The 20,547-nt window shown below is 73.5% G+C and carries 14 protein-coding genes; 7 read left to right on the top strand and 7 right to left on the bottom strand.

Translation table 11 applies throughout. The features are described from left to right. Nucleotides 1-24 precede the first annotated feature (24 nt). Together HZZ00_RS20390 and HZZ00_RS20385 are read right to left on the bottom strand one after the other, a co-directional pair. Entirely contained in the window at nucleotides 25-573 is a 549-nt protein-coding gene (locus tag HZZ00_RS20390) for a GNAT family N-acetyltransferase (protein WP_180327779.1), read from the bottom strand. 93 nt (nucleotides 574-666) lie between these two features. Beyond that, entirely contained in the window at nucleotides 667-1,791 is a 1,125-nt protein-coding gene (locus HZZ00_RS20385; protein WP_180327778.1) for a DUF6183 family protein, read from the bottom strand. Between the two features lie 396 nt (nucleotides 1,792-2,187). Between HZZ00_RS20385 and HZZ00_RS20380 the strand changes: the two genes are divergently transcribed. The 3 genes from HZZ00_RS20380 (at nucleotide 2,188) to HZZ00_RS20370 (ending at nucleotide 9,221) form a co-directional block, all read left to right on the top strand. Next, the gene (locus tag HZZ00_RS20380) at nucleotides 2,188-3,822 is read left to right on the top strand and encodes an ABC-F family ATP-binding cassette domain-containing protein (protein WP_180327777.1); all 1,635 of its coding nucleotides are present in this window, start codon (nucleotides 2,188-2,190) and stop codon (nucleotides 3,820-3,822) included. A gap of 77 nt (nucleotides 3,823-3,899) precedes the next feature. Then, nucleotides 3,900-5,555 carry an ABC-F family ATP-binding cassette domain-containing protein gene (locus HZZ00_RS20375; RefSeq protein WP_180327776.1) on the top strand — a complete coding sequence of 552 codons (1,656 nt, stop codon included), beginning with the start codon at nucleotides 3,900-3,902 and terminating at the stop codon, nucleotides 5,553-5,555. 1,029 nt (nucleotides 5,556-6,584) lie between these two features. After that, nucleotides 6,585-9,221 carry a SpoIIE family protein phosphatase gene (locus HZZ00_RS20370; RefSeq protein ID WP_180327775.1) on the top strand — a complete coding sequence of 879 codons (2,637 nt, stop codon included), beginning with the start codon at nucleotides 6,585-6,587 and terminating at the stop codon, nucleotides 9,219-9,221. Nucleotides 9,222-9,306: 85 nt separating this feature from the next. On the opposite strand, the gene HZZ00_RS20365 is transcribed toward HZZ00_RS20370, so the two are convergent. Beyond that, nucleotides 9,307-10,059 (bottom strand): MBL fold metallo-hydrolase, encoded by a 753-nt coding sequence (locus tag HZZ00_RS20365; protein WP_180327774.1) that lies wholly within the window; start codon nucleotides 10,057-10,059, stop codon nucleotides 9,307-9,309. Nucleotides 10,060-10,287: 228 nt separating this feature from the next. On the opposite strand from HZZ00_RS20365, the gene HZZ00_RS20360 reads away from it, so the two are divergent. Both HZZ00_RS20360 and HZZ00_RS20355 read left to right on the top strand, forming a co-directional pair. Then, entirely contained in the window at nucleotides 10,288-11,385 is a 1,098-nt protein-coding gene (locus HZZ00_RS20360) for a serine/threonine-protein kinase (protein ID WP_180327773.1), read from the top strand. A 553-nt stretch (nucleotides 11,386-11,938) separates the two neighbouring features. Next, a complete protein-coding gene (locus tag HZZ00_RS20355; RefSeq protein ID WP_180327772.1) occupies nucleotides 11,939-12,862 on the top strand; it encodes a Ku protein in 924 nt (307 codons plus the stop codon). Between the two features lie 107 nt (nucleotides 12,863-12,969). Here HZZ00_RS20355 and HZZ00_RS20350 read toward each other — a convergent pair whose 3' ends face one another. Both HZZ00_RS20350 and HZZ00_RS20345 read right to left on the bottom strand, forming a co-directional pair. Next, complete coding sequence (locus HZZ00_RS20350) at nucleotides 12,970-14,847, bottom strand: long-chain fatty acid--CoA ligase (protein WP_180327771.1); 1,878 nt, start codon at nucleotides 14,845-14,847, stop codon at nucleotides 12,970-12,972. 232 nt (nucleotides 14,848-15,079) lie between these two features. Then, nucleotides 15,080-15,544 carry a universal stress protein gene (locus HZZ00_RS20345; RefSeq protein WP_180333626.1) on the bottom strand — a complete coding sequence of 155 codons (465 nt, stop codon included), beginning with the start codon at nucleotides 15,542-15,544 and terminating at the stop codon, nucleotides 15,080-15,082. 497 nt (nucleotides 15,545-16,041) lie between these two features. Here HZZ00_RS20345 and HZZ00_RS20340 point away from each other — a divergent pair, with 497 nt between their 5' ends. Further along, nucleotides 16,042-16,470, top strand: a complete 429-nt coding sequence (locus tag HZZ00_RS20340) for a VOC family protein (RefSeq protein WP_180327770.1) — start codon at nucleotides 16,042-16,044, stop codon at nucleotides 16,468-16,470. A 79-nt stretch (nucleotides 16,471-16,549) separates the two neighbouring features. Here the strand turns inward: HZZ00_RS20340 and HZZ00_RS20335 are convergent, their stop codons facing one another. After that, nucleotides 16,550-17,335 (bottom strand): DUF1963 domain-containing protein, encoded by a 786-nt coding sequence (locus HZZ00_RS20335; protein WP_180327769.1) that lies wholly within the window; start codon nucleotides 17,333-17,335, stop codon nucleotides 16,550-16,552. Between the two features lie 102 nt (nucleotides 17,336-17,437). Continuing rightward, nucleotides 17,438-19,495: an AfsR/SARP family transcriptional regulator gene (locus tag HZZ00_RS20330; RefSeq protein WP_180327768.1), complete on the bottom strand. Its 2,058-nt coding sequence runs from the start codon at nucleotides 19,493-19,495 to the stop codon at nucleotides 17,438-17,440. A gap of 126 nt (nucleotides 19,496-19,621) precedes the next feature. Here HZZ00_RS20330 and HZZ00_RS20325 point away from each other — a divergent pair, with 126 nt between their 5' ends. Further along, the gene (locus HZZ00_RS20325; RefSeq protein ID WP_180327767.1) at nucleotides 19,622-20,536 is read left to right on the top strand and encodes an alpha/beta hydrolase; all 915 of its coding nucleotides are present in this window, start codon (nucleotides 19,622-19,624) and stop codon (nucleotides 20,534-20,536) included. Nucleotides 20,537-20,547 lie beyond the last annotated feature (11 nt).

Raw genomic sequence — 20,547 nt, 5'->3', positions numbered from 1 at the left:
CGGGGTCGTGCTCGCCGTTCGGTCTCAGCCGGTCACCGTCAGCGGGGACCGGACGCCGAACCACTGTTCCGTGCCGTACGCCTCGAACCGCTCCACCTCGGTGAACCCCAGCTTCGCCGCGAGGCGCATCGAGCCGGTGTTGGCGGTCTGGGTGGTGAGCACCACCGGCTCGCCGGGGAGTGCGTCGGCGAACCAGTCGAGTACGGCCGTGCACGCCTCGGCCGCATACCCCTGGCCCCACACCTCGGGCAGGAACATGTAGCCGAGCTCGGTCCTGCCGACATCCAGCCGAACGTGACCGGGACTGTCCGCGTCGCGCTGGTCGAGCGTGACCATCCCGGTCATCGCCCCGTCCAGCTCGGCCACGAAAAAGCCGGGCCGCTGCCCGGGCACCTCGGGCACCGCGCGCTCCAGCTCGTCACGCGGCCTGGAGCCGCCGACGTAGATCCCCACCTCCGGGGAGGAGAACAGCGCGATGAACGCCGCACGGTCCCGGGCCTCCGACTCGCGCAGCACGAGCCGTGCGGTGCGTATCGGGGCAGGTGGCCAAGCGAACAGCCCTGGTTCAGTCATGGCAGGCAACCTATCGCGGGCCCGTCGGCGGCGACTCGCCCATGCCGCAAGCGGGCCGGGGCGGTCCTGGCCGCAACCACGGCGCACGGGGCGTCAATCGGTATCGGTCGCGGCCAGCACGGCCAAACCACGGCGATCGGGCGCGAGGGCGGCCAGACCGATGTCCCAGGCCACTTGCTCGAACCAGTCGGTGCCCGCGCTGAACCCGTACCAGACGCAACCTCGGGCCCGTTCCTCGACCTCTTCGACGGTGAGACCTTCAGGACTCCGGGCCAACGCCGCCAGAGACTGCCAGGCGGCGAGACGCCCGTAGGCGCCGTACAAACCGGAGTTGTACGCCCCGCCGGTCGACGCCGCGGCGAAGAGCACGCGCCACACCTCGGCGACCGGACGGACCGTGACCGACACGGCGGTCTTCTTTCCCGCTCCGCGCAGACAGTCGAGTCCCAGCGTCGGCAGTGCCTTCGGCACCGACGCGGGCTCCAGCGGCTCGGCCATCGTGAACACCCGTGCTTCGATCCGCCCGTTGGAGTCCTCGGCCCAATTCGCCACGGCCCTGCCCATCGCCTCGGCGGCGGCCCGCGTCGTGGTCTCCGTCACCGACGGGACTCGCGCGCCGCCGGACACCGCCGGCCCGCGGCCCGCCGAGGAGTCGTAGGGCATCGAGTGACTGCGGCCGCGTACGCCGTAGCCCGGCAGGTCCGCGCCGCGCTCCATGTCGGACAGGGTGAGCGGCAGCTGGCGCAGCGGGTGATGACTCCAGTGCCGCGACGACGCCCAGCCCGCGATCCCCGGTGTCTCCTCCACGACCACACCGCGGAGCACCAGCTCATGGACCAGGCAGGCCCGCAGCTCCTCCGAAGCCCGCCCCGTGAACGCCGGCGCCAGGTCCTCGGCCTCGTGGCCGGAGGCCAGCAGCGAGGCCGTGTAGCGGTCCAGCTTCCGGTCGGCGGCCCGCGGGCAGGACACCATCCGCAGCGCCTGCGCGACATTCCCGGAACCGCGGGTGGTGGCCAGCAGCCGCAGCAGATGGTCGAAGACGCTTCTGTACTGCCACGTGTGCCGCGCGGCGCCATAGGCGTCGGCACAGGCGATGCCCAGGTCCGCGGCGAAGGCCGCATCGCCCCGCCCGACCCGCTCCTCCGCCGCCGCGCAGACCCCGCTGACGTCATCGAGTTCCGCCAGCCCCGCCACGATCGTCCGTATCTGATCAGCCACGGCTCCGACCCTACGCAGCCCACGGCCCCTGGCCACCCGCCCCCGGCACCCGCGCGCCGCGAACCCCGCCGACCCGCTCCCCGCGGCGCCGGGTCCACGACCCTCCGGCGGCCGACCGTCTGACCGTTCCCGTGACGCGGTCCACCAGGGGCGCGAAAACGTCACCCACCCACCACGGCACCCTTTGCTAAGCTGGGCACGACCTGAACTGTGTGAGTGAGGAGTCGCAGACGTGGTGGGTGACGACGACATCTCCGGGTGAGATCCGGGACTGACGGCCACCGGCCGGTGCTCAGGAGCACCGCCGAGGTGGTCGGCTTCGTCGTACCCATTTCCCCACGTCTGCCCAGGGCAGCGGTTCCACAGCCCTGCCCTCGCATCTTCGAGGTCTCCTTCATGTCCGACGCCGCCGTCGTCTGCTCGCATCTCTCCTTCGCCTGGCCGGACGACACCCCGGTCTTCCACGACCTGTCCTTCACCGTGACCACCGGACGCACGGGCCTGGTCGCGCCCAACGGCTCCGGCAAGAGCACCCTGCTCAAGCTCATCGCCGGTGAACTCAAAGCCACCTCGGGTTCGTTGTCGGTCAGCGGGACGCTGGGCCACCTCCCGCAGAGCCTGCCCCTGACCGGTGATCTCACCGTCGCCGAGGTGCTCGGCGTCGCCGAGATCATCCGCGCCCTGGACGCCGTCGAGTCCGGGGACGTCGGCGAGGAGCACTTCACGACCATCGGCGACGACTGGGACATCGAGGAACGCACCCGCGCCCAGCTCGACCGCCTGGGACTCGCCGACCTCACCCTCGACCGCGGCCTGAACACGCTCAGCGGCGGCCAGGTCGTCTCGCTCGGCCTCGCCGCCCAGTTGCTCAGGCGCCCCGACGTGCTGCTGCTCGACGAGCCCACCAACAACCTCGACCTGGCGGCCCGGCACAAGCTCTACGACGTACTGGACGACTTCACCGGCTGCCTGCTGCTGGTCAGCCACGACCGCGCGCTGCTCGACCGCATGGAACGCATCGCGGAACTCGGCTCCGACGAACTACGCCTGTACGGCGGCAACTTCAGCGAGTACGAGGAGGCCGTGCGCATCGAGCAGGAGGCCGCGGAGAAGAACGTCCGCAACGCGGAGCAGGAACTCAAGCGTGAGAAACGGGAGATGCAGCAGGCCCGCGAACGCGCCGAGCGCCGGGCGAGCAACGCCGCCCGCAACCTCAAGAACGCCGGTCTGCCCCGCATCTTCGCCGGCAACATGAAGCGCGGCGCACAGGAGTCCGCGGGCCGGGCCGGCCAGCTGCACGCGTCCCGGGTCAGCGAGGCCAAGGCCCGCCTCGACGAGGCCGGACGCGCCCTGCGCGACGAGCAGCGCCTCACCCTGGAACTGCCCGACACCAAGGTGCCCGCCGGACGCAACCTCTTCCTCGGCGAGGGGATGCAGGTGCGCCACGCGGGCCGGGCGGTGTTCGCCGACGGGGGCGTCGACCTGAGCGTCCGCGGCCCCGAACGCATCGCGCTCACCGGACCCAACGGGGCCGGCAAGACCACCCTGCTGCGGCTGATCACCGGAGACCTCGCCCCCGACAGCGGGGAGATCAAGCGCGGCGACGGCCGGATCGCCCACCTCTCGCAGCGCCTGGACCTGCTGGATCTGGACCGCACCGTGGCGGAGAACTTCGCCGCCTTCGCCCCCGAGCGGCCCGAGGCGGAGCGGATGAACCTGCTCGCCCGCTTCCTCTTCCGGGGCGCCAGGGCACACCTGCCGGCCGGGGTCCTCTCCGGCGGCGAGCGGCTGCGGGCCACCCTCGCCTGCGTGCTGTGCGCCGAACCGGCCCCCCACCTGCTCCTGCTCGACGAGCCGACCAACAACCTCGACCTGGTCAGCGTTGCCCAGCTGGAGAGCGCCCTCGACTCCTACCAGGGCGCCTTCATGGTGGTCAGCCACGACGAGCGGTTCCTCGCCGAGATCGGGGTGAACCGCTGGCTGCGGCTGGCCGACGGAACGCTGACGGAGACCGGAGCTCCCGCGGTGTGAACCGCCGGTGTGTCACACGGCCCGCCCGAGGTCCCGTGCCCGGCGGGCCGACCACCGATCACCTTGGACGGACACCCATGCCCCAGACCGCCCTGCTCGCCCACGACATCGTCCGCACCCTCGGCGGCCGCCGTGTCCTCGACGGCGTCGGCCTCACCGCCTCTCCCGGCCGGCGCATCGGCCTGATCGGGGAGAACGGCGTCGGCAAGTCCACCCTGCTGAGGGTGCTCGCCGGCGTGGACGAACCCGACGCCGGAAGCGTCACCCGCCCCGCCGACCTCGGCTTTCTGCACCAGGAGATGCCCTTCGACGCCGACTCGACCCTCACCGCCGTGCTCGACGAGGCACTGCGCGAGGCCCGCGAGGACCTCGCGGAACTCGAACGGCTCGGCGGGGAACTGGCCCGTCTTTCCGAGGGCGACCCCGGCCACCGGGAACTCCTCGACACCTATGGCCGCTGCCTGGAGCGGGCCCAGGACCGCGAGTCGTGGGACGCCGACCGCCGCGCGGCCCTCGTACTGGACGGACTGGGCCTCGGCGCGCTCGGCCACGACCGCACCCTCGGCTCACTGTCCGGCGGACAGCGCGGCCGGCTCGCCCTGGCGGCGCTGCTCGTCAGACGGCCGTCGGCACTGCTGCTCGACGAGCCGACCAACCACCTCGACGACGGCGCCGCCGCCTTCCTGGAGGAACAGATCCGCGCCCTGCCCGGCTGCGTGGTGCTGGCCAGCCACGACCGGGCGTTCCTCGACGCCGTCTGCACCGATCTGATCGACCTCGACCCGGCGGTGGACGGCCCGGTCCGCTACGGCGGCGACTACAGCGCCTACCTGGGCGAGAAGCGCGCCGAGCGGGCCCGCTGGGAGCAGCGGTACGCCGAGGAACAGCAGGAACTGGAGGAACTGCGGCACGCGGCGGGCGTGACCGCGCACCGGCTCGCGCCGGACCGGGGGCCGCGCGACAACGAGAAGATGGGCTACGGCCACCGGGCGGGCCGGGTGCAGAGCCAGATCTCCCACCGGGTGCGCAACGCCACCCGGCGGCTGGCGGAGCTGGAGCGCACCCGGGTCCCCGAGCCGCCGCGGCCGCTGCGGTTCGCCGCCGCGGAACTCGCCGCCCCCGCGGCCAAGGGCCCGCGGCCGCTGGTCCGCCTGCGGGACGCCCGGGTGCCCGGCCGGCTCGCCCTGGACGCCCTGGACGTGTCGGCCACCGACCGGCTGCTGGTCACCGGGGGCAACGGAGCGGGCAAGTCGACACTGCTCGCCGTGCTCGCCGGACACCTGCCGGCCGAGGGCGAGGTGCGAAGGCGCCACCGGTTGACGGTCGGACTCCTCACCCAGGACACCGTGTTCGAGCGGCCCGAGCGCACGGTACGCGACACGTACGCACTGGCCCTGGGCCCGGTGCGGGCCGAGCAGGTGCCGCTGGGCTCGCTCGGTCTGCTGCACGACGCGGACCTGGACCGACCCGTCGGCCGGCTGTCCGTCGGGCAGCGCCGACGGCTCGCGCTGGCCCTGCTGGTGGCCCGCCCGCCCCAGTTGCTGCTGCTCGACGAACCGACCAACCACCTGTCCCCGCGGTTGTGCGACGAGCTGGAGGAGGCCCTGGGCACCGGCCCGGGCGCGATCGTCGTCGCCAGTCACGACCGCTGGCTGCGGCGACGGTGGCAGGGCCGGGAACTCCGGCTGGAGCCGGCATCCGGACGCCGGCCGCTCGCGGGCACGGCGAAGTGAACGACCCGGCTCCGGCTGTGCCGTCCGGATGGGCGTTCCCGGCCGGTGTGCCCCACGAAGCGAGGCACACGCGGAGATTTCGCGCTCAAGCATGGAAGACCGCGCGTCATCTGACGACCGCGCCCGCCGCGAGCGGCGGCCGCTCGCGCGCCAGGGCGCCGTCACGAGCAGGTGCCCGTGACGGCGCCCTGGCCTGTTCCGCCGGGCTTGGTCCCGGGGCCGGACCTGTCGGTTCCGAGGCCGTGATCGCACCGGCAGACGCGAGATCATCTGAGCCGGGGTCAGGCCCCGACGGGGCAACCTCTAGACTCGGCGCCCGTACTGGTCATGATCACTACCGGAAGGGGCCACATGTTTCAGGACGCTCCGATCTACCACCAACTTGTCGCGGAGCGTGGCGATGTACCCGCGCGAGTACGTGACGCGGCGACGAGCATACTGCGTGAACTCGACCACGTAATCGGTGCGATGGCGGTGCCCGCCCTCTCCACGAACCCTCTGCCGATGCGACAATCCGAAGCCGCGGCGAGAACGGCACTTCCGCTACCCAGGCCGTAACCAGCCGGGAACGTACGGGCATTGGGCCGGGCTCCCGGTCAAAAGGAGGCCGGGTCCTCGGGGTTCGGCCCTCGGCGTGCGCCGGCGGGGCGAGGGTGCCGGCGCCAGACGCGCGGGCGGTACGGGGGCACGGCTCGTGCATCGCCTGCCCGGCCCGTGGCCGGGCAGCCGCCGAACGGTTCCGGGTCCCGCGCCTCGGCCTCGAGGTGCCCTTCCGGCACACGGCGGACGGCACTCCGGGCGAGCACTCACTCCTCGTGGTCGGCCGGCCGGCCGGGCGCGGCGTGGCACCTGGAACTCGTCCATGATCCAGCGGCCCCGTGGATCCCACCCCCGAACGGCGGTCCCCTCCGCTCGCCCGGGCCCGCGAAGGCGGCGTGCCACTCGGTTGGCGGTGCGTGCGGTGGGCCGATCGGCGCGCGCCGGGCTCGTGGGGCCGCCGGGACACCCTCACGGCGGCACACTGGGCGCATGAGCCTTGATCCGCGGGAATCGGTGCGGCGGTTTCCTCCGCGGCCACAGAGCGCGCGGGCGGCCAGACGGTTCGTCCGGGCCGTCCTCGAAGGAGCCGAGCCCACGGTGGTCGACGCCGCCGAGCTGCTGACCGGCGAGCTGGTGACCAACGCCGTGCTGCACGCGCGCACCGAGGTCGAGGTACGGCTCCGGGTCGCCGACGGCGTGGTCCGGGCCCGGGTCGGCGATCTCAGGCCGGATCGCCCGGTGGTGTCCCGCCAAGGCCATCTGTACGCCGCCACCGGCTGGGGGCTGGGCATCGTCGAACGGCTGGCCGCCCGGCACGGCGTCGATGTCGCCGAGGACCACAAGGCCGTCTGGTTCGAGCTGCGGCCGGACACGCCGCCGCCCGCCACCCCGTGGCCGCCGGTGCCACCTCCCGGGCCGCCCGGCACCGTCATCCTGGTCGACCTGCCGTACGCGCTGTACTCGGCGGCGCGCCAGCACCGGCACGCGCTGCTGCGGGAGCTCGTGCTGGCCGACCTCACGGATGTCCCCCTCGGCCCGCCCACCGTGGACCTGCTCGCCGCCCACGACGCGAACAACCTGATCACCGCGTGTGTCGCGGCGGCGCTGGAGGAGCAGCAGGCCGACTCGGACATTCCCACGCTCACCCTGGCGGTCCCGGCGGACGCGGTCGAGGGCGCGGCCGCCTTGCGCAGGGTGCTCGACCTCGCCGAGGAGATGGCGCGTCAGGAGCGCCTGCTCGCCCGGCCCGCCCTGCCGCACATCGGCGCCTTCCACCGCTGGCTGTTCGACGAGATCATCGGCCAGCTCGCCGGCGCTCACCCCGCCGCGTGGACGCTGGTGCCCCGGGAGCCGAGTGCGCGGCCGCCGGAACTGGCGCCCTGGGACGCCCGGCACGTGGGGGCCAGCCGGGTGCCGACGATCACGGCCGGGGACGACAACCGGATCATCGCGGTCAACGGACCGGTGTCGGACCTGCTGGGCTGGAGCCCGGACGAGCTGGTCGGGCAGCGGATCACGGTGCTCATCCCCGAGCATCTGCGCGAACGCCATGTGTCGGCGTTCACCTCGCTCCTGCTGACCGGCGAGCCCCGGATCCTGGGCCGTTCCGTACCGCTGCCGGCATTGCACCGCGACGGGCGACTGGTCCCGGTCCGGCTGTTCATCCAGACGCAGGAGGCGGCCGACGGCCACACCGTGTTCGTCGCCCAGCTCATCCCCCGCGCGAGCGCGCCCCCGCCCGCCCCCGGCACGTCCGCGCCGGGCCGCCCGGCCCCGGAGGGGGAGCCGGACGCGGCGCCCGAGCGACCCGTCATCAAGCGAGCCGTGGCGGAGCCCGGCGTACCCGCTGGCACCGGCCGTACGGCGTGGGAGCGACTGTCACTGGTGGCGGACACCAGGAGCGCGCTGGCCGTCACCCCGCCCTATCTGATGGAGCGGGTGCGCAGGGTGGGCGAGATCCTCGTGGAACGCCTCGCCGACTGGTGCGTGGTGGACCTGCTGGACGAACGCGACCAGGCGCGGCGGTTCTGCGTCGTGCACCGCGAGCCCGCCGCGCTGCCGCCCGAGGCGTTCGAGGGCCCGCTCCCGCCGGTCTCCGGCGCCGCCCAGGGTCCCCTGGCCCGGGTACTGCGCGGGGCGGGGCCGCTGCTGCTCACCGAGATCCCCTCACCCCAGCAGGCCGCGAACGCCCTGGACGCGCGGCAGCTGGAGCTGTTCGAGCAGCTGGGTGCGAGCAGTGCCGTCATCGCGCCGCTGCGGGCGCGCCGGGAAGTCATCGGCGCCCTGACCGTGGCCCGGCTCAGCGAGCGGCGGCCGTTCACCGAAGACGATCTGCCACTGCTCGCGGACGTCGCCGACGGACTCGCGCTGGGCGTCGACAACACCCTGCTGTACCAGGAGACCCAGCAGATCGCCGAACGCCTCCAGCGCTCCCTGCTGCCCGCCCTGCCCGACACCGAGGACCTGCAACTGGCCGCCCGTTACTCCTCCTCGTCCAGCACGGCGCACGTCGGCGGTGACTGGTACGACGCCTTCCTCCTGGGGGAGGGGGATCTCGTGCTGGTGATCGGGGACGTCACCGGGCACGACCTGAAGGCGGCCGTGGCCATGAGCGCGCTGCGCAACATGCTGCGCGGCATCGCCGTCGACCGCAGGGAACCACCGGGCGACGTGCTGCGCCGGCTGGACCTGGCCAGTCACACCCTCTACCGGCAGGCCACCGCCACCTGCATCTACGCGGTGGTCAAGGAGGGCGCCGAGGAAGGGTCCAAGATCCTCCACCACGCGGCCGCCGGGCATCTGCCGCCGCTGCTGACCACCAGGGACGGCGACACCCGCTATCTCGACGCCGGCGCGGGCGTGCTGATCGGCATGGATCCCGAGCTGCCCCGCCCCACCGCGTGCGACACCCTGCCACCGAACTCCACGCTGCTGCTGTACACCGACGGCCTGATCGAACGCCGGGGCGAATCCCTCGACGACGCCATGTCCAGGCTGCGCCAGCACGCCGCCGCCCTCGCGCGCGAGCCGCTCGACGTGTTCTGCGACGAACTCCTCATCGGACTCGCCGCCGACACCGCCGACGACGTGGCCCTCCTCGCTCTGCGCACGGCGCCGCCTCCTTGACCGACGACCGTCCCGACGCGTGCCGCAGGGACAGGCCCAGACGCCCGCGTCCCTCGCCGTCAAAGCCCTGGAACCCGTCGGCGCCCTAGAACTCGATCCGCTCGCCCGGCTTGAGCAGATGCAGCCGGTCCGTGAGCCCCGCGCGGGCGAACGCCGTTTCCAGGGTGTCCGCGCCCTGTTTGAAGTGCGCCCAGTGCTCGAAGTGCAGCGGGACGACATGACGTGCGCCCAGGATCCGGGCCGCCTCGGCCGCGCCGTCGCTGGGCAGGGTGAGGTAGGCGTCGCCGACCAGCGGTGTCCGGGCTCCGCCCGCGAACAGGACGGCGACGTCCACCGGGCCGAAACGGTCCGCGATCCGCCGTACGACGTCGAGTGAGGCGTTGTCCCCGCTGATGTAGACGGTCGGCAGGCCCTCGCCCTCGATCACGAAGCCGGTGACCTCGCCGACGAGGTGCTCACTGCCGTCCGGCCCGTGCTGCGCCGGCACCCCGGTGATCCGCGCACCGCCTTCGAGCGTGTACGACTCCCAGCCGGCCAGCGCCCGAACGGGACCGCCGAGCCGCTCCCGGGCGGATGCCGTGGACAGGACGAGCGGGGCGTCGAGGGCGTATGCCCGCCCGGCCGCGTCCAGATTGTCCGGGTGCTGGTCATGGGAGAGCAGTACGGCGTCCACGGCGCCCACCTCGGCGGCCGTGAGGGAGGGACCGGCGGTCTTCACCAGCGTGCGGGTGCCCACGGGGTAACTGCCGGGGGCGTCGAAGGTCGGGTCGGTGAGCAGGCGGACCGTGCCGTAACCGATGAGGGCGGTGGGGCCGCCGAGATAGCGGATCGTCGTCATGCCGCCTGAACTCGCGCCTCGCTCCGGGTATTCCACGGCTCCCCGGCCGCGGCCCCGCCCTTGCGTCCGCCCGCCATCGAAGATCAACTAGGGTGCGGATATGGAAAGGCGACGTCGTGGGGGCCGGTAGGCTTGGACCGCTGCGGCACCCTCCCACCTGATCCGCCTCCGCGGTGAGTCATGGCCTGCGGCGATCAAGACGTCTTTGGGCATGAGGATGAAGAACAAGTGCTTATAGCGGGTCGATACAGGCTGCGGGACACCATCGGGCAGGGCGCGATGGGGGAGGTGTGGCGGGCCTTCGACGAGACGCTCGGCAGACCGGTCGCCGTGAAACTCCTCCTTCCCCACGACTCCGACCACACCGCTTCCTCGCGGTTCCGGCTGGAGGCGCAGACCGCCGGCCGTCTCAGTCATCCGAACGTGGTCGGCGTCCTCGACTTCGGCGAGTACGAAGGCCGTTTGTTCCTGGTGATGGAACTGGTCGACGGGGGAAGCCTCGACGGACTGCTCGCCGCTTCCGGGCCGCTGCCCGTCGAACGGGTGGCGCATATCGCCTCGCAGGCCGCCGTCGGGCTCGCCGTCGCGCACCGCCAGGGCATCGTGCACCGGGACATCAAACCGGCCAACCTCCTGCTGGGCACCGACGACACCCTGAAGATCGGTGACTTCGGCATCGCCCGCTTCCTCGACGACCCCGGCGCCGCGCTCACCGCCACCGGACAGATCGTCGGCACCAGCCTCTACCTCGCGCCCGAGCGGGCCCTGGGCCGCACGGCCGGACCGGCGTCCGACGTGTACTCCCTGGGCTGCGTGCTCTACCAACTCCTCACCGGGCGCCCGCCGTTCCAGGCGGACAGCCCGCTCGCGGTGCTTCACCAGCACCTCGACGCCACCCCGGCCCCGCCCCGGCAACTCCGCACCGACCTCCCGCCGGCCTTCGAGAACTATCTGCTCGGCCTGTTGGCCAAGGAGCCCGAGGGCAGGCCCACGGCCGAGGAGGTGGCGGACTGGTTCGGGCGCGGCGCCTGGCGCGGCGCCCCGGAGCCGCTGCCGGTCGAATACCAGGGCCACAGCCTCCCGGACAGGTCGTACGCGACGGGCACGAGGGCGCCCGCGGGGCATGGTTCCGCTCCCGCGGCCCACTCGAACGGCGCGTTCGTCCCGGCGGCGGACACCGAGTGGCGGACGAGTGTGCACCGGGCCGCCACCCGCCGCCCCAACCTGCCGCTCCTGCGCCGTTCCCGGCTGGCGGCACTGCTGGGCGGCGCCGGCCTCTTCATCGCGGCGTTGCTGGTGGGCATGCTGTGGTTCTCGCCCAGCTGAGCGCGCGAGCCCGAACCGCGGCTTGACGGCCGGCGACGGCCGCCACCACGCGGGTCCTGCCGTCTGTCCGGCCGATCCCGCGCGGAGCGGGCCGGTGCGGGGGAGATCAGGTCCGATGCCGGGGGAGGGCTCGGAGACCGGTGCGCGGCGCGCCCAGCGCGGACCGGTGCCGGCGGCTGTGCCAGTCCGCGGCGGGGTGCCCGTTGCCGGCCGCCGCGTACGTGATCGGGTACGTGGGCCGGGAGCCGGCGCTGCGCGTGCTCGGCGCCCCGCGGCCACCGCCGTCTACGGATCCACGGCCCCGGCCGCCGCCCTCCACCAGCCCCTGGGGCACGACCGCTGTCACCCGATCGCCCCAGTCCGGGAAAACGGTATCGAGCGGGCGGGGAGAGGGCCATGGCGACGCGTGCGGACACGGACACCGGCGGGCGGTGCGTCGTACCGTGCGCCTCGGACGGCCGGGCGCGCACGCTCCGTGGCCGGTCGATGCGGCGCGTGCCTGGTGGGATGGCCGTACGCTGGTGATGCTCGGGGTCACTGTGGAGGTCTGTCCATGCCCCGAACGATCTGGAGTGGCGCGATCAGCTTCGGTCTCGTGACCGTGCCGATCAACGTGCAGAGCGCCACCGAGGACCACTCGATCCATTTCCACCAGTACCACCTGGCCGACCAGGGCCGGATCCGGTACCGGAAGGTGTGCGAGCTGGAGGACCGCGAGGTCTCCCAGGACGAGATCGGCAAGGGCTACGAGCTGACCAAGACCCAGGTCATCCCGATCACCGACGAGGACCTGAGCAACCTGCCGCTGCCGACCGCGAAGGCGATCGAGATCGACGCCTTCGTCCCGCTGGAGTCCGTCGACCCGCTGAAGATCGCCGAGGGCTACTACCTCCAGCCCGCCGGCCAGGTCGCGGCCAAGCCGTACAAACTGCTCGTCGAGGCGCTCGGCCGCTCGGCCAAGGTGGCGGTGGCGAAGTACGCCTGGAGCGGCAGGGAGAGACTGGGCCTGCTGCGCGTGAAGGACGACGTCCTGGTGCTGCACGCGATGCGCTGGCCCGACGAGATCCGCGACCCGGCCGAACTGCTGCCGCCGCCGGTCGAGGTGTCCGACGACGAGATCGAGGGCGCGCTCGCCCTGATGGACACCATGACCGTCGACACGCTTGAGGGCCCCGACTTCCGCGACCGCTACACCGAGGCGATCGCCGAGATCATCGAGGCCAAACGCGAGGAGAAGCCCCTGCCCGAGGCGCCCGAGCCGGAGCAGCCCGCCCAGGTGCTCGACCTGATGGCCGCCCTGCAGGAGTCGGTGACCAAGGCCAAGGCATCCCGCGACGAACACACGGAACCGGCCGAGGTCCACGAACTGCCCCCACCGAAGAAGAAGACCGCGACGAAGAAACAGCCGGCCAAGAAGGCCCAGGCCAAGAAGACCACGGCGAAGAAGGCTTCGGGCCGTCGCTCGCGCAGTGCTTGAGGAACCGTCCGTACGATCCCCGACGGCCACTCCGATCCCGCGTACCTCAACTGCGTGTGCGGAAAAGGGACTTCGCTGCCCCGGGGGTTCGGGTACCGCGGAAGCCGTCAGCCGCCGTAGATGGCCGCGATGTCGTCGGCGTACTCCCGCGCCACCACATCGCGCCTCACCTTCTGCGACGCGGTCAGTTCGCCACCGGCCTCGGTGAAGTCACCGGGCAGGATCCGGAAGACCCTGATCGACTCGGCGCGCGAGACCGCCTGGTTGGCGTAGTCCACGGCCTCTTGCACGGCCGTGCGCAACCCCGGGTCCTCGCGGAGGTCGGCGACGGTGGCGTCGGCCGGCCGGCCGTGGCCGGCCTTCCACGCCGTGAACGCGTCCTCGTCGATGGTGACGAGCGCTCCGATGAACGGCCGTCCGTCACCCACGACCATGCACTGGCTGATCATTCCATGGCCGCGCAGCCGGTTCTCCAGCACGGCGGGCGCGACGTTCTTGCCGCTCGACGTCACGAGCAGTTCCTTCCTGCGGCCCGTGATCCGCAGGAACCCGTCGTCCAGTGCGCCGAGGTCACCCGTGTGGAACCAGCCATCGGGGTCCAAGGCGTCGGCCGTGGCCGCCTCGTTGTTCCAGTACCCGGTGAACACCTGGTCGCCCTTGACGAGGATCTCGCCCTCCTCGGTGATACGCACGCTGGTGCCGGGCAGCGGCCGGCCGACGGTTCCGAAGCGCACCTCGTCGTCGAAGTCGGCGGTGAGCAGCGGGGACGTCTCGGTCAGCCCGTACCCTTCGCGCACGTCGATGCCGACCCCCCGGAAGAAGTGCGCAAGGCGGGGGTCGAGCGGCGCACCGCCGCAGATCGCATGCGTGCACCGGCCGCCGAGGGCGGCGCGGATGCCGTCGTACACCAGCTTGGCGAACAGCGCGTGCTCCAGGCGCAGCAGGGGCCCGGGGCCGCCGGTGTCGAGCGACCGGCTGTAGGCGACGGCGATGTGCTCGGCGCGCTCGAAGACCCGGCCCCGGCCGGCGGCCCGGGCCTTCTGCCGGGCGGTGTTGTGCATCTTCTCGAACAGGCGTGGCACCGTGAGGACGAAGGTCGGCCGGAACGACCGGAGGTCGGCCGCGAGGTGCTTGGTGTCCGGAACGTGCCCGATCCGGACCCGGGCCTGCACACAGCCGAGCTGGATCAGCCGGCCGAACGAGTGCGCGAGCGGCAGAAAGAGCAGCGTCGAGGCGCCCGGACGGAGCATCGACCGCATCCTCGGGATCGCGTTCGCGACTTCGAAACACAGGTTGCGGTGGCTGAGGACGCAGCCCTTGGGCCGACCGGTCGTGCCGCTGGTGTAGGCGATCGTGGCCATGTCGTCCGCCCGCACGGCGTGGCGGCGCCGCTCGACCTCCGCGGCCGGAACGGCGGCACCCGTGGCGATCAGTTCCGCGATCGCGCCGTGCGGCGCGTCGATCCGCCACACGCTGGTCAACTCCGGGAGCCGGTCGCGGACACCTGCCACCGTCGCGTGGTGGGCGTCGGTCTCGGCGAAACACGCGACCGCGCCCGAGTCGGACAGGATCCAGGCGACCTGCTCGGCGCTTGAGGTCTGGTAGACGGGCACGCCCACCGCACCGACGGCCCAGATCGCGTAGTCGATCAGGGCCCACTCGTACCGGTTCCCGCTCAGCAGCGCCACCCGGTCCCCGGCCTCCACCCCGGCCGCGATCAGGCCCCGGGCCAGTGCGATCACGTCGTCGCGGAACCGCGCGCACGTCACGTCCAGCCACCGGCCTTCGACGCGCCGGGCGAACTGGATCGTGTCCGGCGCGTCGGCCGCGTTGTCCCACACCGGGTCGGTGAGCACGGCGGAGTCCGCGACGGACGCGACGGCCGGCACGGACAGTTCGCCGACGATGCGCGGTCCGGGCCGTGACCGGCCGCTCCGCGAGGCGTGCGGCGGAGCGTGGTTCCGGTCGTGTGCCGCGTCCTTCATCGGACCTCCCGAGACGGGCCCGCCCTCAGCGCGCGGGCCGCTTCGACGTGGTGATCGGGCAGATGGGGTGCCGGACACGCGGGGACGGTGATCGGCGGCGGCCGCCCGCGCCCGCCGACGTCCGCTCGCTGCGATCCGACGGCTCCGAACGGGGGTGACGTGCTGCCGGGCTCGCGGCGTCGGCGGCTGGTCCCGTGGCGGCGGACGTCATGGGCCTGGCCGTGCGCCTTCCTCAGGTGCCGTCGGCGGAGCCCCGGATCACGACCACGGGACACGGTGCGTGCTGCACACAGTGCATGCCGACCGAGCCCAGCAACGTCCCCCGGATCTCGCCGAGCCCCCGGTTGCCCACGACCAGCAGATCCGCTCCCTCAGCGGCCTCGATCAGAACGGCGGCGGGATGCCCCTGGACGGAGGTGGCGCGCAGCGGGACCGGCCGTCCCGGACCGGGGCCGAGGGCCTCGTCGATCGCCCGGTCCAAGGCCGTGCGCATGCGCTCCGCGTAGTCGCTCGTCTCCTTCTCCGAGGGCGAGACCAGACCGTGCCATGGTGTCGGAAGGCCCCAGGCGAGGACCGCGTCGACCGCGCCGCCGATCAGCTTCGCCTGGTTCACCGCCCATCGGACGGCCGCTTTCGAGTGTTCGGACCCGTCGACGCCCACCACGATGCGCGGAGGGGCTGCGGCCTCGTTGTTCATCACGTGCTTCCCACCTGGTCGTAGACGTCCCCTCCCACCACCATCTCCGCGACCGTGCGCAGCCGCCACTTCACCCCGCGGTGTCACTCACCGGCGGCGGCCCCGCGCGACGCGCGGCGAGCGCGGCGACGATCCGGCCGTGATCCGGCCCTTCGGGTGAATCGAGGCGTGCGGCGGCACCCCGCTCCACGCTCCGCCGGCCCGGCCGCCCCCGCCGGGGCGACCGGGACCGGCATGGAGGCCGCGCAAAGGCACCGGCTCCCAGCACGCTCGTCATCGGCGCCACCTTCTCGGCCTTCAGCCACCTCGCCCCGGTCCTCACCGACGTCACCGGCTTCTCCGCCGGCACGGCCCCCCTCCTGCTGATCGCTTACGGCGCCGCCATCGTCGTCGCCAACAACACCGTCGGCCGACCTGCGGGCACCGGCCCGTCGTCTGCATGCTGGGCATCGGTCTGGTGGGCGTCACGGCCCCAAGTCCCCTGGTACGGTGCACCGATGTCAGCGATCAGGAAGCTCCAGGTCACCTTCGACTGCGCGGAACCCGAGCGTCTCGCTCGCTTCTGGTGCGAGGTGTTGGGGTATGTCGTACCGCCGCCACCGGAGGGGTTCGCGACGTGGGACGACTACAAGCGCTCGCAGCCGCCCGAGGAGCGGGATTCATGGTTCGCCTGCATGGATCCCTCGGGTGTGGGCCCGCGACTGTACTTCCAGCGCGTCCCCGAAGGGAAGGCCGTCAAGAACCGGGTGCACCTCGATGTGCGGGTCGGCACCGGACTCGTGGGTGAGGAGCGCCTCGCCGCGCTCGAGGCCGAATGCGCACGACTGATCCCGCTCGGGGCCGTCCACGTGCAAACGCTGTACGACGGCACTGATTCGTGCATCCCGATGCTGGACATCGAGGGCAACGAGTTCTGTATCGACTGAGCGGGGCGTCCGGTTCGTGCTACGGCGGAGCGCGGCGGGGGAAGGTGCCCTCGCCCGGACCGGGGCAAGTGCCCCGCGGTCAGAAGGCGTCGACGTAGACGTACACCCGGTCGAAGCGGAGTGCGGCCAGGTCGGAGCGGCGGATCACCCAGTGGAAGAGGGCCGCCTCCAGCTCCTCGCAGTCGTCGTCACCCCTCCAAGTGGCCAGCAGCGTCCACTCGTCGCCGTCCGCGGCGGGCAACGGCGCCTCGTCCCGGGCCACCTCGACCGGGTCCCAGTTGAACAGGTTGGGCTCGCCGCCGAGTTGGAAACGCCAGCGCGGGCGCCAGCCGACCACGTGCGACCAGGCGGACTCCAGCTCGGCGATCCGCTGCGACTCCTCGTCGTCGTCCTCCTCGTGCGGCGGCCACGACCACTGGTGGAAGCAGAAGTCCAGCCGCGCCGGGCGGTAGGTGCCCGGACCGTCCTCCGGGCCGACCGGGCGCTCCGCCGACGGCGTCCCGGCCGGTACGTACCGCACGGCGTCGTCGACCACGGCTCCACAGCCAGGGTCGGGGGCGGCGAAGAACAGCAGCCGGCCCTCGGTGGGCAGCGGCAGATCCGTCGCCCCGGGCGGCAGGGCCGCGCAGTCGACGGCCGCGACGAACGCCGCCTTCGGGTCGGGCGCGCCCTCCGGCAGCGGAGGGTTCCCGCCGGTCAGCGCCACCACCGGGCCGGGGCCGTCCGCCGCGAGGTAGATCGCCGGCCGGGCGGCGCGTATACGGGCCTCCACCTCGGCGGCCGGAATGCCCCGTGCGGCGGCCTCCGCGCGGAAGCGAGCGGCCCTGGCCGCCGGGGTGTCGTCAACGGTTTCCGTGTCGGTCATGGGACGACCCTACGACCCGTCAGCCGGTGCGTGCGGCCATCGCCCACGGCCGCTTCGGCTCCGTCCGGCCGCGCGGGCGGCGGACGGGGGAGGGTGCTTGCCCTACGCGGTTCCGCCCGCACTCTCCGTGCCGGACGGACCGGCGTCGCCGAGGACCGCGTCGGCGGCGCGCAGCTGGCGGGCCACCGGGCCGAAGGACACCAGTCCACTGCCGGCTCCCGCGAACTCGTCGCGCGCGCAGGCGAGTTCGGCGCGGGCGCGGCGCAGGACCGGCAGGTGGCCCACGGACGCCGCCGCGCGGGCGAGGACGCACCACAGGGCCTCCTGGAGAAGGTCGTGCGGCGGCCGGGGGACCGTTGTCAGGGCTTGGCGGGCCTGGTCGGCGGCGCCGGAGGCGGCCAGCAGCAGAGGGGTGAGCCAGGGCCGGTAGGGGCCGGCGTCGAGGTGTGCGAACTCCTCGGGCTCCGGCAGGCCGTCGCCCCGCATGACCGGGACCAGCGCGACGAGGACGGCCACGCCCCGGGTCAGGCCCGGCATGCCGCAGTCGGCGGTCTCGGCGAGGACCCGTGCGTACCGGGGGCGCGCGGCCCGCCAGCCATCGGTCTCGCACACGCGCAGGGCCCGGTACCAGGACGTGAACACCCCGGCGAGCGGCCGCTCGTTGCGGTGGGCCAGACGGTCGATCTCCTCGGCCTGCGCGGCCGCCACCGCGAGGTCGCCCAGTCCGGCGAGGGCCTGGAGGCGGACGAGGCGGCCCAGGACCTCGTGGCCGGGCAGCTGGTGGTCGACGGCGACCCGGGTCAGCTCGGCGCCGAGGGCATCGCGGCGGGCGGCCGAACCGCAGGTGGCGAAGGACTGCATGAAGGCGCCGTTGAGGGCGAACGCGAGCAGCGCGGGGTCCTGGAGGCGGCGCGCGAGGCGGACGGCCTCCTCGGCGGCCCGTTCGGCGCGCAACCGCCACGGCTCGGCGGCGCGCGGATCCACCGCGCGGGGCGGCGGCGCGTCGGCCGCCGCGTCACCGCGCGACTCGACGGCCACGACCGACAGCAGCCGGGCCCGCAGCGCCGGCGGTCCCTCCGGCCCCAGCCGGGCGGCGGCGCGGGCGGCGGAGCGGGCGAGGGCACCGGCGTCCTCGGGGTCGTCGGCGCGGGTCCACACGGCAGGCACGTCGTAGGAGCCGATGATCCTGGCGGCCAGTTCGCCGTCACCGCTTCTCTCGGCCGCCGCGACCAGGTCCCGGCGGTGCGCGCGTGCCTCCTTCAGGCCGTCGGCGCCGGTCACCGCGAGGTCGCGCAGCAGGCCGGCGGTGGCGTGCAGCCGCGCCCGGGAGCCCGCCGGGACCGAGCGCTCCCACGCGGCGGCGGCACGGTCCCAGACGCCGCCCGCCGTCCCGGCCGGTTCGGCCGCGGCGCCGTCGGCGGCGAGGATGCGGGACTCGGCGCGCGCGAGGGCGGCTCCGGCACCGGGCCCGTACGCGCCGCCGAGTTCCCGACGGGCGTCGCGCAGGATGGTCAGGGCCTCGCCGCGCATCCCGCACCGCGCCAGCGCCGTGGCCAGCAGCACCCAGCCGTCCTCCCGGCGCGGATGCGCGGCGACGTGGGCGCGCAGGTCGGCCACCGCGTCCCGGGCCGCGCCGGTGGCCAGCAGGGCGTCGGCGCGCCGTTCGACCGCGTCCAGGCGCAGCGCCTCCAGCCGGGCCTGCTCGGCCGCGGCCCACGCGGCGGTGGGGAAGTCGGCCAGAGCAGGGCCGCGCCAGTGGGCGAGCGCCTCGTCCCACAGGGCGACCGCCGCGTGCGGCGACGCCTTCGCGGCCCGGGCGGCGCAGTCCTCGAAACGCCAGGCGTCCACCGCCTCGCGCCCGGCCCGCAGGACGTAGCCCGGGCCCTCGGTGACCAGCAGCCGGGACGGCTGCCGGGCGGGACGTCCGGGTTCCAGGGCGCGGCGCAGCGCCGCCACGAAGGTGCGGACCGCGCCGACCGCGCCTGCCGGCGGCTCGTCCTCCCACAGGTCGGCCACGAGCCTGCCGACCGGAACCACCCGGCCCCGGGCGATCACCAGCCGGCCCAGTACCTCCCGGTGGCGGGGCGCGCCGAGGCGCACCCGTGGGCCGTCCGGTTCCCAGGCGGTGACCGGCCCCAGAATTCCGAACTCCACGCGCACGCCATCCTCCCGGCGACGCGGCGCCGTCCCCGGGTCCCTCGAGTCCACTCATCGATCACTGATCCGGCGCCCCCAACCTGGGTGACGTCCCGGAACGACCGGACCGCCAAGGTCAGGGCCCCGGACATGTCCACTCTGCCACGAGCCGCAGGAGTCGCTGTGACCCACCCGAAGATCCCCGGATTCACCGAGCACCGCGTGGCGGTCGACGACGGCGTGACGCTCCACGCCGCCGTCGGCGGCGCCGGAAGCCCGGTCGTGCTGCTGCACGGATTTCCGCAGACCCACCTGATGTGGCGGCACGTCGCCGCCGACCTCGCCGCCGACCACACGGTCATCTGTCCCGACCTGCGCGGCTACGGCGCGAGCGACAAGCCCGCCGAGAGCGGTCCCGAGGTCTACTCCAAGCGCACCATGGCCCGTGACGTCGTACGCCTCGCCGAGGCGCTGGGACACGACCGCTTCACCCTGGCCGGCCACGACCGCGGCGCCCTGGTCGCGTTCCGCGCCGCGATGGACCACCCGGACACGGTGTCCCGCGCGCTGTTCCTCGACATCCTGCCGACCCTCGACATGTGGAACGCCCTGCACGGCGTGTCCGGCGCGGTCGGCTTCCACCTCTACCTGATGGCGCAGCCCCCCGGTCTGCCGGAGCAGATGATCGAGGCGGCCGCCCGGCCCTTCTTCGCCCACTTCCTCGACGCCTGGACCGGCTCCCCGGACGCGATCCCCGCCGAGGTCCGCGACCACTACCTCACCGCGTCCACGGCGGCCGTGCCGTCCATCGTCGCCGACTACCGGGCCTCCGCCGGCGTCGACGTGGACCACGACACCACCGACAAGGAGGCGGGCAACCGGCTCGCCATGCCCGTCACCGTCCTCCAGCAGGACTGGGGCGCGGCCCTCGGCTACCACGCCCGGGGCCTGTGGAGCGCCTGGTCCGAAGACCTGCGTCACCGCACGGTCTCCTGCGGTCACTTCGTGGCGGAGGAGGATCCCGGGATGATCGCCGAGGAGATCAGGGCGCTCGTCCGCCGCTGACCTCGACGGTG

The organism is Streptomyces sp. NEAU-sy36, from assembly GCF_013423905.1.
Classification (GTDB): Bacteria; Actinomycetota; Actinomycetes; order Streptomycetales; family Streptomycetaceae; genus Streptomyces; species Streptomyces misionensis.
This window is presented reverse-complemented; position numbering and strand designations above follow the sequence as displayed.